Here is a 13577-nt window from a genome sequence, read left to right as displayed (position 1 = left end):
TGCAGTTTTCGGTCTACCCCAACTACAAGCCCGGAGCACACACATCCAGGGACAGGAACAACGTGTGGGTTGATACTGCTCGCGGGGCAAGATGGCAGGGCGGACGTGGGCCGCCCTGCGTTAAGGATGTCCCGCGCTCCGCTACCAGCCTTTCACGCGGTCCTCCTCCGGAGGAATAGATCATCGGTGGCTGGACGTCGAATGTTTCGTACCATGCATCGAAGTTACGCACGATCCACGTCCGCTGCACCGCGGGCGCAAGCGGATCCGTCAGCAGGGCATGCTGAAGGACCGGGGCGCAATAGTTCCCGCTCCAGTTCTGGGCAAAACCCAAGAAGAACCGCTGGTTTCCCGACAGGTCGTCCAACACATGCGCGTCCTGTCCTGCAAGCGCAACGCCCGGGACTGGAACGCACCTCGACATCGCATCAATGTAGTTCAGGGCGCATTCTAGCATCGGCCTGTCGAAGTGTGGCCCGATCATCATCGGCCTGATGACGACTTCCGGGTATGACCCCGGGCAAGCGGCCGCCGCTGCGGGGGAGCGGCCGGTAATTAACGCGCTTGCGAAGCCAAGGCTGAATGAAATTCCGGCCGGTTCGAGAATCGCCACTGCTTGATCGCCTGATGCTTGGCGAGAGGCAAAAGATGTCCCATGTTTGATCTCCACGAGACGCAGAATGTTTGCTGAGGGTAGACCTTAGGACCATGCAAGCGCCTGACTATTGGCCAAAGGTGCCAGGCCAATGTCGGCTTTTGTAAGCGCGCTATTCTAGCTACTTGCGCATGTCCGCTTTTGGGAGTGGGTCGCCGGGCGCTGAACGACCAAGATTGGGCGCAAAGCTGCCTTGGTCAAGTGAGGCTCTCAGCAGAGCAGCCTCCAGTGATCCACAACACAGCCCAACTAATTTTAAGCCAACTGTGCACCGTGCGGCATTCATCGCCGCCGCAGCGCGATACCGCCCTGTTGCCGACCTTCACAAGCAGACCTTCCTTGGCCTCGATGTCGGTTCCCCCCTCGCCGCCAACAACATCGCGCATTGGCCGGCATCAATCATCTCCTGTGCGGCGCGGCACAGCCGACAGGTCTTGCCTTGTCCGGAACCGAAAGTGGGGCTTCGATCGACGCCGGCACGCCCCGCACATCCAATGGTCCGATCATATCTCGCCACCTGCAGGGCGTCTCGATTTGAGGGCGAAGAATCCACGGTATGCGCCGCGCCAAGGTCAGCCGCGCAGGATGAGATCGACCGCTTGAAGCAGGGCGTTTGCGGAAAGCGACACGCCTACCCCGTGCCTAAGCCGAGGAGCTGCGCCACAAACGCCTTGCGCTTGGCGGAGATCTCCTCGCGCTCATCGACGAGTTCGGCCAGCATAGTATCGATCTCATCGGTGATTGCTGCCTCCGACCAGCCCGCCACTATGAGGGTCGCCAGAAAACGCCACACTTCAGGAGCGTCCAAGGTCTCGACGATGTGGCTGAACAGACCTTCCGGTGATATTCTTTCCGTCCGCCAGCGAAAGCGCAGCTCTAAGGTATCGAGATCCGCTGGACCTTTGCCATTTCGATGCGCGTTGCCGATTGACTCGACGAACTTTGCGAACGCATCCGTCCCATCGAGATTGTGATGAACCGGAATTCGGTTGGCTGTGCACCATTGCCCGCGGCCTGAAACAGATCTGGCAGCACCTCTTCAACGATCGTGCGCGAAGTCCAAGGCGCCATTCCCCGGCGGATCTTGATTTAGTCGACCCTGCGGACCACAGGTTGGAGCGTCTGGGCATCGCCGCCTCTCGCGCGCTCGACGACGATGCGGACGCTGGCACCGTCGCGGTTGGCTACCACTTATTCGATCATTGCGGTGAGGCCGGCCTTCAACGTTGCAAGCAACTGGTAGAGGACACCGGAAAAGTTCCATTGCCCGCCCGTCAATGCTCCGCCATCGCGCTGGTTCGCCATGCAAACGTCATATCGCGACGCCCTCGAACCCAATCCCTAAGCCGAATTATACCGGCGCGATCCGATTGAAATGGCGACTGACGCGTATGGCTTTTTGAACGCCGTCGAGTACAACTCTCGCTATGGGGATCTCGCTCTATCGACAGTTCCGGAAAACCTTAAAGGGGACGCCGCTGACCGGGCGCTATATGCCCTACAATTGGTCGAACTTGCCCAATCCGATTGGCGTCCAATGGATGGCGTATTCGTGGATGCTCGACGAATTTGGGCGTGAGCTCGCCAATACCATCAATAGATTTACCAACGACGTCCATAGCCTGACAGCTTGGTCAAGGGTGATCCAGTCGCTAACGCAGAAGAAACAATTTGACGCGACCCATGAATTCATCGACACACTCGCCACCAACGCCTTGAACTCTCCCTATGTAGTCAAGGGGCGCTTCGGCTTCGCCGCCGCCCATCTGTGCCATCAGGCGAATATGCTCAAGCGGCCCGCCACCTGGAGCGACGACCTGCCGCTCGACTCCGACATCTATCCCCACGTGGCTGACAAGTATGGCAAGTCTTGGGGATGCTACAAAGGACTTAAGCGCGCGCTTGACGCCATTGGCGCAAGTGCCTTCCGCGGTGGCACCGACGATTTCCGCAATGCCTACAATCATCGTTTCTCGCCGCGGTTTGTGGTTGGAATGACGCAACTCGTAACGCGGATCGTCAACGAGAAGACGGGCCAGGTCCGTTACGGGTTCGGCGGACGTGAGCCGCTCGACCTTGCCAAGATTGTGACCTTGCTGGAGCGAGAACAGATGCTGTTCTACGTCGCGTTCGCTAGCTTCCAAGAACTCGTACGCGAACACGAAGCGGCAATCCGAGAACAAGCCCAATGCTAGTCAGCGAATGTTCCGTGGCGCAGGGGGAGTGCGCCGATCTGAGGGGTGCATTCAATATCTGCGTCTAGAAACTGCCGTCCGGTGCGGGCAACAATTCTGTCTGAAATCAGATCCTGGACAGAGTCGTTCTTCTATTGCCGGCAACAAAGCGCAATGCGGGACAGAAAGATTGGTTGGAATGATGGATTGGCTCCGGAGGGGCCGGCGGTCTCTTGTCGCCGTCGTCAGCGCATTGGATTCATCGGCCATGACGAGTGGTGAATCTAGGCTGGCTGGTTTTCTGTCTTGATTGCTATCACCCCTTTTTCTCCCACAACTGACGGAACGTGCCTTGCTTCGTCAAGCTCCCTTTGGATATAAGCCACACAAGGTCGACCTTGGGAGGAATGTAACGTGCGAAAAGTTGAGACGGCGCTCAAGCTGCTTTCGATGACTTCAGGCAACGGTCCCGACTTTGCCGGACATTGGAAAAACGAGCTTGGTTCGAAGATGTTTCTTGCCGTTGTGGGGAACAAAGTGTCCGGTTCATATACGACCGCGAAAAGCGGGAGCGGGAAGTCCTTGACCGGAGACGTGGCCGGATTTGTAAATGGCGATCTAATCTCGTTTGTCGTCGCCTGGCCGGTAGCAGCGATAACTGCTTGGGTAGGGCAACTGACTACCGCTGCAGATGGTTCAGACGTTCTCGACACTCTTTGGCAGATGACGCAAAACGTTGCCGATGCCGAGGAACCCGACGATATGTGGGCTTCAGTCAACGCAGGTGCGGATCAATTCGTTCGGGAATAGCCGCTGGCAGATTCGGCTGTTGCTCTCGCTCGAAGGTTCGGCGATGGTGGACCTGTGATCTGACGAAGGCTAGAATAGCCGGTCTTACCTGTCCCGGATGTATAAGTTCGTCAGACCATTTGGCGCACCGATTTTGACCGCAGCTTGCCAATTGCGAGGATTTCCGCAACTTGGCAACAAGGATGGCGTCTGGCTGACCTTGTTCCTCGACCACCTGGCCCGATCCGGATCTAGCCGCCGACAGCGGTGCCCTGGGCGCGCCTGGGTATCAGGACGGTGATCTCAGCGGAGAATCGTATGACGAGGCTGCTGCATCAGACGACCGAGGGGCTGAGCGAAGTGGCCGTGCCTGACTTCACCTTGGCGCAAGTGCGTGAACATCTCCGCCGGTCCCGGCCGCGATCCTAAGTTCCTCCCTGACGACGTGCTGCTGTCGCTTACACGTCCCACATTGGCGGCGATCTATTGCCGAATTCCCGGAAGCGAGCGCTGGGCCGGCTGTCGGCGAATATGAGCTGGTCGATCGGTATTGGCGAAGGGCGACGATAGAGAAACGCACCCAGGCGTTCCATGCCAGCGACGGATATGCTTTGCTCCGTCTCGCTGGCACGCTACTTGATGGGAGTGCGATCTATCCGTGGACGGCCAGCGTTGCTGCCAGACTGGCCGTTGCAGACGCGACTCGCGATCGGCTCATCACCGCCGGCGTGCTGCGTCCCGCGCAGAGTCGGCCGCCTACCTGTTGTTGGAGCTCATGCCGAAAGGGCAGCGGACGTCCTGCTGGGCGACCACGCCGCAGCGCCGGTTCCCGTTCGCCATCAAATTAGGCGCTTGCTGTGCCGTGCCGCACCACGGCGACGCTTGGTCGAGACGATCACTCGCATGAGCGAGTGCACAGATAGTTCGGACCGTCTGATGGTCGCCGAACTTGCGGGATGGATGCCGATCGAGGAGTCTGTGGAGTTTCTCGAAGGCTTGGTCGACGGCGAGTCAGAAGCGGTTGAAAAGGCGGCTCTGGTCGCGTTGCGACAGCAACAGGCCGACGCCGAGACCGCAGAGCTCATCGCCGCTTTGCCGGACCAGCCGCAACCGCGGCAGTGGGCTTGGCTACATGCCCTAATTCGGCGTGGCGACCCCGCTCACCTCGCAGACCCCAAGGATCCGCGTTCGATCCATGCTTTGCTTGACCATCTTGGGCAATATTTCCGGGAGGAAGCGAATTCGCTGCTCAAGAAATGATCGAAGGAACTGGCGGACGCGGCCGAAAGGCTCGAGAAAAACTCCCCACCGGTAGATCGCACGCATGCACGGCCCCGATACATACCAGGCGAGGTGGGGACTGGCGAAGGACTATCCCGTGGTCGCCCTGAACTATTCGGCCGCCTGATAAGCGCTGGCAAAATCGTTAGGTTTGGGAAGGAAGGCTGCTCCGGCCAAGAAAACCTACCTCAACGCGTAAAGCGAAAGCCTGATCTCAATTTTGCGAAGCGCTCGCCGGGACCGGCCGCAACGCGGTCAGGATCAAGAACCTAGCGTGCGACCAAACGACACCAAGCGCTACCCGTTGTCCAGCGTGGAAGATGATTGCCTTCGTGGTTTCTCCGAGGCGCCAGCGCCCAGTAAACCTTCCTTTCTGGCCTTGGCAAATGCCCGGTCACCTTCCAGAAATCCGACCAGCATAAAGGGGATCAGTTCAGCCACGGTTTCGGACTCGCCATAGGTCTGACGGTAAAGTGCGGCATAGTCATTAAGTGCTTGGCTCAAGTCGGCGCCAACGGTGATGGTGATCTTCGAAGGTGTCCGGTCCGGAAGTTTTCCGAGTTTCAAATTAGCCATCAAGTCCTCCTGTTCACCCCGTATATGGCCGCAACACGAGGTCCTTGTGCACGACGACGCGCAACGGCCAACCAGGGCGGACGGTGATCGTGGGTTGGACGTTCAGGTTCTTTTCCGTGATCCGTTGGCCGGCTTGACTGACGTTCTGCTGGGCGGATTCACGAATTGCCTTGACCAAGTCGCTTTCATTTTCCCCAAAGCTCAACTCGGTACCAACCCCCAGCAATGTGGCCACCGCGACTCCCTTGATCAGCTGCCAAGTATGGAAATCCACCTTGTCCTCAAGCCCGGCATAGCCGGCCGCGTCGGTCACGGGCAGATTGTCGATTTCGGTAGAGGAGCCGTCCGGCATAACGATGCGTTGCCACACCAACAGAGCGCGCCTTTGCCCAAAGGCAACAACGCTATCGTAGGTGCCGATCAGCCGTGAGCCCTGCGGGATGAGCAGGATGCTGCCGGTGACGCTGTCGTGCACATTCTCGGTGATCTGGGCGACGACAAGGCCGGGCAGATCGGAATTGATGCCGGTGATCAGGCTTGCAGCGATCACGCTACCGGCCATGATCTGATAGGGCGAAGCCGGCGTCTGCAGTGCATGCGGGTTGTAGATCCCGCCGGTGTTCCGTTGGTCGATGAAATCGAGCTTGCGCTGTTGATTGTTCTGGTCGCCCTCGGCCGGCGCGACGGAAGCTCGCTGGCCTTCGGCATCTGGCTGCGGAGACGCCGTCTCGAAAGGCGAACGTCCGCCCTGCCCATTGCCAAAAGCTTCCGCCTGCTGGGGCCGGTTTTCGATGCGGAAGAGGACTTGCGACTCGCGCGCCTCAATCGCTTGTTGTGCAAGCCGCTGCGCCTCGGCGGAAACGTCTTGCCCAGGTGCGATGCCAAGCTGGCGCTGGTGCTCGAGAATAGGACGGCCGAGATCCCCGGGCAGCGGCGGTCCAAGCACCGGAGCCTTCGGCTTGCTCCCGGAATAGTCCTTGGGCAGCGATTCAAGTCCCTCGGCGGTCGGCTTGCGGTCCGTGCTGTAGAGCTCTTCGGCCTGCTGTTTCAGGCGCAATGCGGGTCCCCGCAGCGCCATCATCGTGACGCCAAAAACAGCGCCGGAACCAACAGCAGCGATCGCGACGATTATGCCGCGCCTGAACCGCACCGCTCGGCGGGGCGAGGCTCGCAGCTGCAGCTGTTCGGGATTGAGCTTCGGCGGAGCATTCGGATGGGAAGTATCGGTCATGAGCCTCCCCTCACCTGCCAAAACGCGAAAACAGCGAAACCCGCCGCGGCGGTTTCCGACCGTCGGTTCTCGTAATGCGCACCACCTGCTGCTGTTTGGTGCCCAGCCTTAGCTCGGCCGCAGCAAAGAGGCGATCGACGATGTAGTAGTTGCCGCGCATGCGATAGTTGACGAGCTGGTTGTCCCCGTCGGCTCCGACGATGAAGAGCGGCGGCGCCTCACCTTGGTCTATACGGCGCGGGAATTCGATATAGACCCTGCTGCCATCATCAAAGGCGCGCGTCGGTCTCCATGGTGGCGTGTCGCCGGCGATCGAATAGCGGAAGCGGATGTTTTCGAGTGCTACGTTCGAGGCCGCGGGCATTTCAGCCTCGGCCTGGGCGTTGCGCCGCCGAAGCGCCACGAGTTGGTCTTCGCTGTAAATCCAGGAGAGCGCCGCCATGGCAGTTTTCTCAGTGCTTTGAAGCTGCAGGTGATAGGATCGCCTGTCCGTCGTGATGACCAGATTGGTGGCAAGCCCGGGCGCGAATGGCTTCACCAGCACATGAGTGCGCTGGTCATCGCCTGAGCCACTAACGGTGTCGCCGATCACCCAACGGACCGTATCGCCGGCTGAGACCGAGGTCAGCTTCTCGCCCCGCTGCAATGAGATATCGGTGACGCGCTCCGGCGCGGCGTAGAGCTGGTAGAGCGCGCCGTCGGCAAAGGGGTAAACCTGCACCGCATTGACATAGCCAAACTTGGCGGGTTGTTGCGTCGCCGCCTTGTTGGCATCGGCGACCTGTTCTTCCGGCGAGCGCTTATCTGGGCCGGGCTTGCCGGGTGCGGGCATCAACTGACCAGGCAACGGTAACGGTTTCGGCACTTCCACGACCTTGATCGGCTTCTCCGGCGCCTTCTCGATCGCGGCTGGTTCGAAGTCCTCGTGGTCATAGGAAATCTGAGGCGGCGGCACTGGCTTCGAGGCACAGGCCGAAAGAACCGCAGCAGACGCCGACAGGATCAAGGCAGCACGAAGCAATGGGGCTCTATTTGTCATTGGCGGGCTCCTTAGGGGAAAAGGGGGTTGGCGCGGCGCTGTCGAGCTCGCGCGACCAGTCGATGGCGTTGATGAAGACGCCGAGAGGGTTCTTGCGCAGCTGGTCAGTGTTCGTCGGCGAGCGGATCACTATGGTGAGGATACCTGTCCAGCGCGTCGTGCTCGAAAGGCTACCACGCTCAAAAATCTGCTCGGTCCATTTGACCTGGAATGAACTGTCGGAAGCCCTGACGACGCTGGTCACCTGCACCGACACGCTGCGCGTGCCGATCTGACTGAACGGGTCGTTCGCCTTGGCATGCTCGTTGAGGAAAAGCGCCGCGCGGTCGGTGGCGAAATCATAGGCCGACAGCCAGTTCTGCCGCACCAGCACCGGATCGGTGGAGATGGAGCGGACATTCTGGATGAAGCGGCCGAGATGCCAGGCGATCTGGGCATCGTCAGGCTGGTAGTCCTGAATTGCCGGCGCGACGGCGCGCGCCTCACCAAAACGGTCGACCTCAACGACGTAAGGCACAAAGCGGCCCTGCGCCGACTGCCATAGAAGCCCGCCGGAAAGCCCCGCGGCCAAGGCCAGGCAGCCAAAGGCCATAAGGCGCCAGTTCCTCGCCTGCACGCGCGCTGTGCCGATGCGTTCGTCCCAGAGCTGACCGGCCTTTTGATAAGGTGTTTCAGGCTCGGACGTCTTTCCGTAACGCTGAACGGGTCGCTTGAAGAGCATCTAATCTTCCTTGTCGTTGAGAGAGGGGTTGGCGCCGCTTCCGCCCCGATCGCCATCGCGCACCACCTGCGTGGCAGCATGGCGATGGGCGCGCGCGGCCTGTTCGGAGCGCAGACGCCTTGCCCATGGAGGCGCCGGGGTTGGATCCGCAGCGGGCGAACTTCCGCTCATCGAGCTGAACGGCGTGCCACCGGTCGCTGTCCAGCCGGCATCGCGGCCGGCGTCGGCGCTGCGTCGGAAAGGCTCTGAAGCAGATCGCATTCCCTGCATCGCGGCGCCGCCAGCGGCACTCGCAACCCCCTGCAGCCCAGCAGCTACCCCGGACAGCCCGGACTCGGGCGATGTCGCGCGCCCCGTTTGCCAGGCGACGGTGGCAGCGGACCCCATGGCGGCGCCGGCACGGACTGCGGCGAGGCCGCCGCCTGTTGCCATGCGCGCGCCGGCAAACGCAGCGCCTCCGGCAACGAGCGTTGATCCAGCTGCGGCCGCCGTTGTTCCAAGTGCCGCGCCGGCGCCAAGCTGCGGCGCGCCGGAAACGAGACCCGAGGCAATCCCGGGGCCGAAAATGCCGAGCCCAAGCAGCGCCAGCGCACCCAGCACCTGAGACATGGCCGCCGCCAGGTCCGGCTCCTGGCCCTGCAGGGCGGAAGCGAACTCGCCAAAGAGCGTGGAGCCGATGCCGACGATGACGGCAAGCACCATCACCTTGATGCCCGACGAAATCACATTGCCGAGCACGCGCTCGGCCAGAAACGCCGAACGGTTCCAGAGCGCGAAGGGCACCAGGACGAAGCCGGCCAGCGTGGTGAGCTTGAACTCGAGGATGGTGATGAAGAGCTGGATGGAAAGAATGAAGAAGGCGATGAGGACCAGGAACCAGGCCAGAAGCAGCACGAAGATGGTGAGCGCGTTACCGAAGATCTCGGGGAAGCCTACTAGCTGGCTCGCTTGATTGAGGAGCGGCCAGGCGCCCTCGAAGCCGGCCGCGGCAATGCGGCCTGGCCGCAGGAGACTGTCGGCGGACAGGTTGCCGGCCGATGCGTTGATGCCGAGACCGGCAAAGGAGCGGTAAATTATGTCGGCGAGGTTCTTGAAATTGTTCAGGACGAAGGCGAAGGCGCCGACATAGAGCACTTTGCGAACAAGCCGGCCGAGAATGTTGGGCTCGCCGCCGAACGCCCAGACCAAGCCCGCGAGCGTGATGTCAATGCCGATCAGAATGGTGGTGAGAAAGGCGACGTCGCCCGAAAGCAGACCGAACCCACTGTCAATGTAGCGGGTAAAGGTCTCCATGAAGCGATCGATGACTCCGAGGTCGTTCATGTCGCCGCCTTCCTCGTTGTCTTGAAGAACTGCCGCTCAGTTGCCGGGATAAGCCGTGCCGGTGCCCAGGAAACGCTTCGTCGTCTCGCGAGCGGCTTCCTCAGACTGCGCCTTGCGCGCCGCATCCTCGGCCTCGGCCCGGAACTGGGTCGCAAGCAGCGTCTGGATCTGCATCTGCTGCTTGGTCGAAAGCGCGATCAGCTGATTGGTAGCCTGGCTTGCCTCGAGGGCACCTGCCGCGCCCTGACTGCGATTGACGAGATCGGTAAGCAGGTCGCCATCGGCCTGCACGTTCTCGACGATCTGCGACTGCGCGCTCATGGTCTGGCGGAACGCCTGCATGGCGCTCTGCCAGCGCTCGCGCGCGGCGCTCGCCACATCGCTGACCTTGATGGTGGCGTCGTAGCTTTCCGGATATTGCTGGCGCCACTGGTCCTGCAGCTTGCCGAGATCGAAGCTCAGGCCGCTCGCCTGGGTCATCAGACCGTCAATCCGTTGGAGCGAGCCGGTAAGCTGGCCCACGGAAGAGAAATCCAGGCGCTGAAGGTTGCGCGCCATGTTCTGCAGCATGGTCGCCTGGTTCTGAAGCGACTGGATTTGGTTGTTGATCTGCTCCAATGCGCGTGCTGCCGACAGCACATTCTGCGTATAGTTGGACGGGTCAAACACGATGAGCGCATAGGCCGGCTGGACGTAGTCAGCCATCGGTTTGGCAATCAGGGAAACGGTGACCAGGCTAGTAAAAAGGCGGCGTCCGATCATGACGATTGCTCCTTGTTAGGTTGAGGAAATTGCTGGAGAAGCTCGGCAGCCCAATCCAGGCCGCGCGCACTGAAGAAACGGGCGGCAAAGCTGCCCTGCCCTTCTTCGGAAAGAATATTGTCGATCAGGGTCTGCGCGGCCGGGTCGGAGGCGCCGCAAAGCGCAAGAGCGATCGGGCCTAGCCCGAGCTCGAAGAGGCGATTGCCGCGGCGCGACTGCAGATAGTAGTGGCGCTTCGGCGTGGCGCGGGCGACCAATTCGATCTGTCGCTCATTAAGACCGAAGCGCTCATAGGCTGCCCGTGCCTGCGGCTCCACCGCACGATCATTGGGGAGAAAAATGCGCTGCGGGCAGCTCTCGATGATTGCGGGTGCGATAGAAGAGCCGGCGATGTCGGCAAGCGACTGCGTCGCGAAGATGACGGAGACGTTTTTCTTACGCAGCACCTTAAGCCATTCGCGGATGCGGGCGGCAAAGAGCGGGTTGTCGAGATAGACCCAGGCCTCGTCGAGCATGAGCAGCGTCGGCCGCCCGTCAAACCGGTCCTCAAGACGATGGAACAGATAGGTGAGCACAGGCAGCACAGCGCCTTGGCTGTGCATCAGCTCCTGGGTTTCGAAACACTGCACATCCGAGATGGCCAGCCGGTCGTCATCGGCATCGAGCAGTCGGCCGAATGGTCCGTCGAGCGTGTAGGGCATCAATGCCGATTTGAGCGCATTGGACTGAAGCAGGACCGACAGGCCAGTCAGCGTGCGTTCCTGCGCCGGCGCGGTGGCGAGGCTGGTGAGCGCCGACCAGATTGCCTCCTTCACCTCCGGGGTGACGGTGACATTCTCGTGGGCAATGAGGCCGGCGATCCATTCGGCCGCCCAGCTCTGTGTGGCCGGGTCGTCGATGTGGCGCAGCGGCTGGAAAGCAAGCGCACCATTCGCACCCAACGCATGGTGGTCGCCGCCCATGGCAAGCGCGGCGGCGCGGGCCGAATTGCCTTTGTCGAAGACATAGATTTGCGCGCCAGCGTAGCGCCGGAACTGCAAAGCGATCAGGGCAAGCAGAACCGACTTGCCGGCACCGGTCGGCCCGACAATCAGCATGTGGCCGACATCGCCGATATGGGTCGAAAGCCGAAACGGCGTCGAGCCGCTGGTTTCGGCGAAAAGAAGCGGCGGAGCGTGATCGCCGGTGACCTCGGCAAGGTGCTCGTTCTCCGCTGGACCTGCCCACACGGACGACAGCGGCACGAGATGGGCAAGGTTAAGCGTGTGAACGAGCGGCTGGCGAACGTTGGCGTAGACATGACCCGGCAATGAACCAAGCCACGCTTCGACGGCATTGATGCTTTCGCGAATGGTGGTGAAGCCGAGCCCGTTGACGATCCGCTCGACGGCGCGAAGCTTTTCCGCGGCGGCTTTACGGTTCTGATCCCACACCGTCACCGTTGTGGTGAGATAGCCGAAGCCGACATGATCGCCGCCCAATGCCTGCAGTGCTGCATCGGCATCGAGCGCCTTGTTGTCGGCGTCGCTGTCGACGAGAGGCACCGGTTCGTTGGTCACCACCTCGCGCAGAATAGCCGCGATCGATTTGCGCTTGGCAAACCACTGCCGGCGGAGCCGAGTCAGCGTCTTCGTGGCTTCCGCCTTGTCGAGTGGAATGAAGCGCGTCACCCAGCGATAGGCGAAATCCTGGTTATTGAGCGCATCAAGGATTCCTGGCCGGGTGACGTTCGGAAAGCCGAGAACTGTGAGCGTGCGCAGATGCTGCTCGCCCAGCATCGGCTCTAGGCCGCCGGTCAGCGGCGCGTCAACCAGGACGCCGTCGAGATACATTGGCGTTTCCGGCACGGCGACCGGATGACGGCGTGTCGAGATCGTGCCGTGCAGGTAAGTCAGGGTCTCGGCATCGTCGAGCGCGCGCACCTCGGGCACGAAGCCCGAAAGAAGATCGAGAACGCGGTCAGTCTCGTCTCGGAACCGGGCAAGCTCCTGGCGCCAGTCTCTTTCCCCTCCCAAGTCATGCGAGTCGACGAGAGCACTTTCCGCGCGCGCTTGGCCATCGGGCCCGGGCATGAAGACCAAGGTCAGATGATAGATGCTCTCGAAATGCGCGACCTTGCCCTCGAAGGCCGCGCGCCGTTCCTCATCGATCAGCCATGAGGCAGCATCGGGAAGGGCCGAGCTCGCATAGCCCAGCGCTTCGATGCGCTCGGCCTCGAAGAATAATGCCCAGCCAGAGCCGAGCCTTCTCAGCGCATTGTTTGCCCGCGCGCATATGCCGATGAGTTCGGCCTCCGTCGCGCTTTCAAGGTCGGGGCCACGAAACCGCAATGTCCGTTGGAAGCTGCCATCCTTGTTGAGCACGATGCCGGGCGCGACGAGTGCTGCCCAGGGCAGATGGTCGGCAAGCCGGTCGGCTTTGCCGCGGTATTCGGAAAGCTTCAGCATGCAAGCCAGCCCTTTTGACGAAGATGACGGACAAGCACGCTGGCAAAATCCGGATCACGCCGTGCGGCAAAGACCGCGAGCGTGTGGCCGGCGATCCAGAGGATCAGACCGGCAATCCACTGCTGCAGGCCTAGGCCGATGGCGGCGGCCACCGTGCCATTGAGGATCGCCACCGCCCGCGGCGCGCCGCCGAGCAGGATCGGCTCGGTGAGCGCCCGATGGACCAGAACCTCGAAGCCTTCGATATGCTGCTCTCCGGTGCTCATCAGACGACTGCCCCGCCGCCAAAGGAGAAGAAGGAAAGAAAGAAGCTCGAGGCCGCGAAGGCGATCGACAGGCCGAAGACGATCTGGATCAGCCGGCGGAAACCGCCCGCCGTGTCGCCGAACGCAAGGGTAAGGCCAGTGGTTATGATGATGATCACGGCAACGATCTTGGCCACCGGCCCCTGCACCGATTCCAGGATCTGCTGAAGCGGCTGTTCCCACGGCATGCCGGAGCCGGCAGCGTGAGCCTGGGCCGTGAGAAGAAGCGCGACGGCGGCGGACGAAAGAAAGCAAATTTTCTTGCGCATGAGAT

Annotated in this window: 14 protein-coding genes and 1 pseudogene; 4 read left to right on the top strand and 11 right to left on the bottom strand. The window is 61.3% G+C overall.

What is annotated here, in order from left to right; translation table 11 throughout:
• Positions 1 to 22: 22 nt before the first annotated feature.
• Both NLY44_RS33110 and NLY44_RS29110 read right to left on the bottom strand, forming a co-directional pair.
• On the bottom strand, positions 23 to 424 hold the full coding sequence (locus tag NLY44_RS33110) for a M13-type metalloendopeptidase (protein WP_353654471.1): 402 nt from the start codon (positions 422 to 424) through the stop codon (positions 23 to 25).
• A gap of 862 nt (positions 425 to 1286) precedes the next feature.
• Positions 1287 to 1463: a hypothetical protein gene (locus NLY44_RS29110; RefSeq protein WP_155921535.1), complete on the bottom strand. Its 177-nt coding sequence runs from the start codon at positions 1461 to 1463 to the stop codon at positions 1287 to 1289.
• A 619-nt stretch (positions 1464 to 2082) separates the two neighbouring features.
• On the opposite strand from NLY44_RS29110, the gene NLY44_RS29105 reads away from it, so the two are divergent.
• From NLY44_RS29105 to NLY44_RS29090, 4 genes and pseudogenes are all read left to right on the top strand, one after another.
• Positions 2083 to 2850, top strand: coding sequence for a hypothetical protein (locus NLY44_RS29105; protein ID WP_023806699.1), 768 nt, complete (start codon positions 2083 to 2085; stop codon positions 2848 to 2850).
• Positions 2851 to 3243: 393 nt separating this feature from the next.
• The gene (locus NLY44_RS29100) at positions 3244 to 3639 is read left to right on the top strand and encodes an avidin/streptavidin family protein (RefSeq protein ID WP_023711810.1); all 396 of its coding nucleotides are present in this window, start codon (positions 3244 to 3246) and stop codon (positions 3637 to 3639) included.
• 915 nt (positions 3640 to 4554) lie between these two features.
• On the top strand, positions 4555 to 4878 hold the full coding sequence (locus NLY44_RS29095) for a hypothetical protein (RefSeq protein ID WP_155921672.1): 324 nt from the start codon (positions 4555 to 4557) through the stop codon (positions 4876 to 4878).
• A gap of 73 nt (positions 4879 to 4951) precedes the next feature.
• A pseudogene (locus tag NLY44_RS29090) lies at positions 4952 to 5023 on the top strand (MucR family transcriptional regulator); the annotation flags it as partial.
• Positions 5024 to 5196: 173 nt separating this feature from the next.
• On the opposite strand, the gene NLY44_RS29085 reads toward NLY44_RS29090, so the two are convergent.
• The 9 genes from NLY44_RS29085 to NLY44_RS29045 are packed head-to-tail and all read right to left on the bottom strand — an operon-like array spanning position 5197 to position 13572.
• Entirely contained in the window at positions 5197 to 5475 is a 279-nt protein-coding gene (locus tag NLY44_RS29085) for a DUF2274 domain-containing protein (protein ID WP_023692449.1), read from the bottom strand.
• Between the two features lie 13 nt (positions 5476 to 5488).
• Positions 5489 to 6706 carry a TraB/TrbI/VirB10 family type IV secretion system protein gene (locus tag NLY44_RS29080; RefSeq protein ID WP_023806697.1) on the bottom strand — a complete coding sequence of 406 codons (1218 nt, stop codon included), beginning with the start codon at positions 6704 to 6706 and terminating at the stop codon, positions 5489 to 5491.
• 10 nt (positions 6707 to 6716) lie between these two features.
• Entirely contained in the window at positions 6717 to 7745 is a 1029-nt protein-coding gene (gene trbG / locus NLY44_RS29075; protein ID WP_031356238.1) for a P-type conjugative transfer protein TrbG, read from the bottom strand.
• Positions 7735 to 8466, bottom strand: coding sequence for a conjugal transfer protein TrbF (gene trbF / locus NLY44_RS29070; RefSeq protein ID WP_023711815.1), 732 nt, complete (start codon positions 8464 to 8466; stop codon positions 7735 to 7737). The genes trbG and trbF overlap by 11 nt, the downstream gene beginning before the upstream one ends.
• Positions 8467 to 9789 (bottom strand): P-type conjugative transfer protein TrbL, encoded by a 1323-nt coding sequence (gene trbL, locus NLY44_RS29065; protein ID WP_023806695.1) that lies wholly within the window; start codon positions 9787 to 9789, stop codon positions 8467 to 8469.
• Between the two features lie 36 nt (positions 9790 to 9825).
• On the bottom strand, positions 9826 to 10551 hold the full coding sequence (gene trbJ / locus NLY44_RS29060; RefSeq protein ID WP_023806694.1) for a P-type conjugative transfer protein TrbJ: 726 nt from the start codon (positions 10549 to 10551) through the stop codon (positions 9826 to 9828).
• Entirely contained in the window at positions 10548 to 12998 is a 2451-nt protein-coding gene (gene trbE / locus NLY44_RS29055; RefSeq protein WP_023711817.1) for a conjugal transfer protein TrbE, read from the bottom strand. The genes trbJ and trbE overlap by 4 nt, the downstream gene beginning before the upstream one ends.
• A complete protein-coding gene (locus NLY44_RS29050; protein WP_023689361.1) occupies positions 12992 to 13264 on the bottom strand; it encodes a VirB3 family type IV secretion system protein in 273 nt (90 codons plus the stop codon). The genes trbE and NLY44_RS29050 overlap by 7 nt, the downstream gene beginning before the upstream one ends.
• Entirely contained in the window at positions 13264 to 13572 is a 309-nt protein-coding gene (locus NLY44_RS29045) for a TrbC/VirB2 family type IV secretion system protein (protein WP_023711818.1), read from the bottom strand. The genes NLY44_RS29050 and NLY44_RS29045 overlap by 1 nt, the downstream gene beginning before the upstream one ends.
• Positions 13573 to 13577 lie beyond the last annotated feature (5 nt).

Source organism: Mesorhizobium sp. C089B, from assembly GCF_030323125.1.
Taxonomy (GTDB): domain Bacteria; phylum Pseudomonadota; class Alphaproteobacteria; order Rhizobiales; family Rhizobiaceae; genus Mesorhizobium.
This window is presented reverse-complemented; position numbering and strand designations above follow the sequence as displayed.

What these genes read in the sequence shown, in the direction of transcription:
- trbJ (WP_023806694.1), bottom strand. Translation starts at nt 10,551, where the DNA reads ATGATCGGACGCCGCCTTTTTACTAGCCTGGTCACCGTTTCCCTGATT.
- trbL (WP_023806695.1), bottom strand. Translation starts at nt 9,789, where the DNA reads ATGAACGACCTCGGAGTCATCGATCGCTTCATGGAGACCTTTACCCGC.
- NLY44_RS29105 (WP_023806699.1), top strand. Translation starts at nt 2,083, where the DNA reads ATGGGGATCTCGCTCTATCGACAGTTCCGGAAAACCTTAAAGGGGACG.
- NLY44_RS29085 (WP_023692449.1), bottom strand. Translation starts at nt 5,475, where the DNA reads ATGGCTAATTTGAAACTCGGAAAACTTCCGGACCGGACACCTTCGAAG.
- NLY44_RS29045 (WP_023711818.1), bottom strand. Translation starts at nt 13,572, where the DNA reads ATGCGCAAGAAAATTTGCTTTCTTTCGTCCGCCGCCGTCGCGCTTCTT.
- NLY44_RS29080 (WP_023806697.1), bottom strand. Translation starts at nt 6,706, where the DNA reads ATGACCGATACTTCCCATCCGAATGCTCCGCCGAAGCTCAATCCCGAA.
- trbF (WP_023711815.1), bottom strand. Translation starts at nt 8,466, where the DNA reads ATGCTCTTCAAGCGACCCGTTCAGCGTTACGGAAAGACGTCCGAGCCT.
- trbE (WP_023711817.1), bottom strand. Translation starts at nt 12,998, where the DNA reads ATGCTGAAGCTTTCCGAATACCGCGGCAAAGCCGACCGGCTTGCCGAC.
- NLY44_RS29095 (WP_155921672.1), top strand. Translation starts at nt 4,555, where the DNA reads ATGGTCGCCGAACTTGCGGGATGGATGCCGATCGAGGAGTCTGTGGAG.
- NLY44_RS29050 (WP_023689361.1), bottom strand. Translation starts at nt 13,264, where the DNA reads ATGAGCACCGGAGAGCAGCATATCGAAGGCTTCGAGGTTCTGGTCCAT.
- NLY44_RS33110 (WP_353654471.1), bottom strand. Translation starts at nt 424, where the DNA reads ATGTCGAGGTGCGTTCCAGTCCCGGGCGTTGCGCTTGCAGGACAGGAC.
- trbG (WP_031356238.1), bottom strand. Translation starts at nt 7,745, where the DNA reads ATGACAAATAGAGCCCCATTGCTTCGTGCTGCCTTGATCCTGTCGGCG.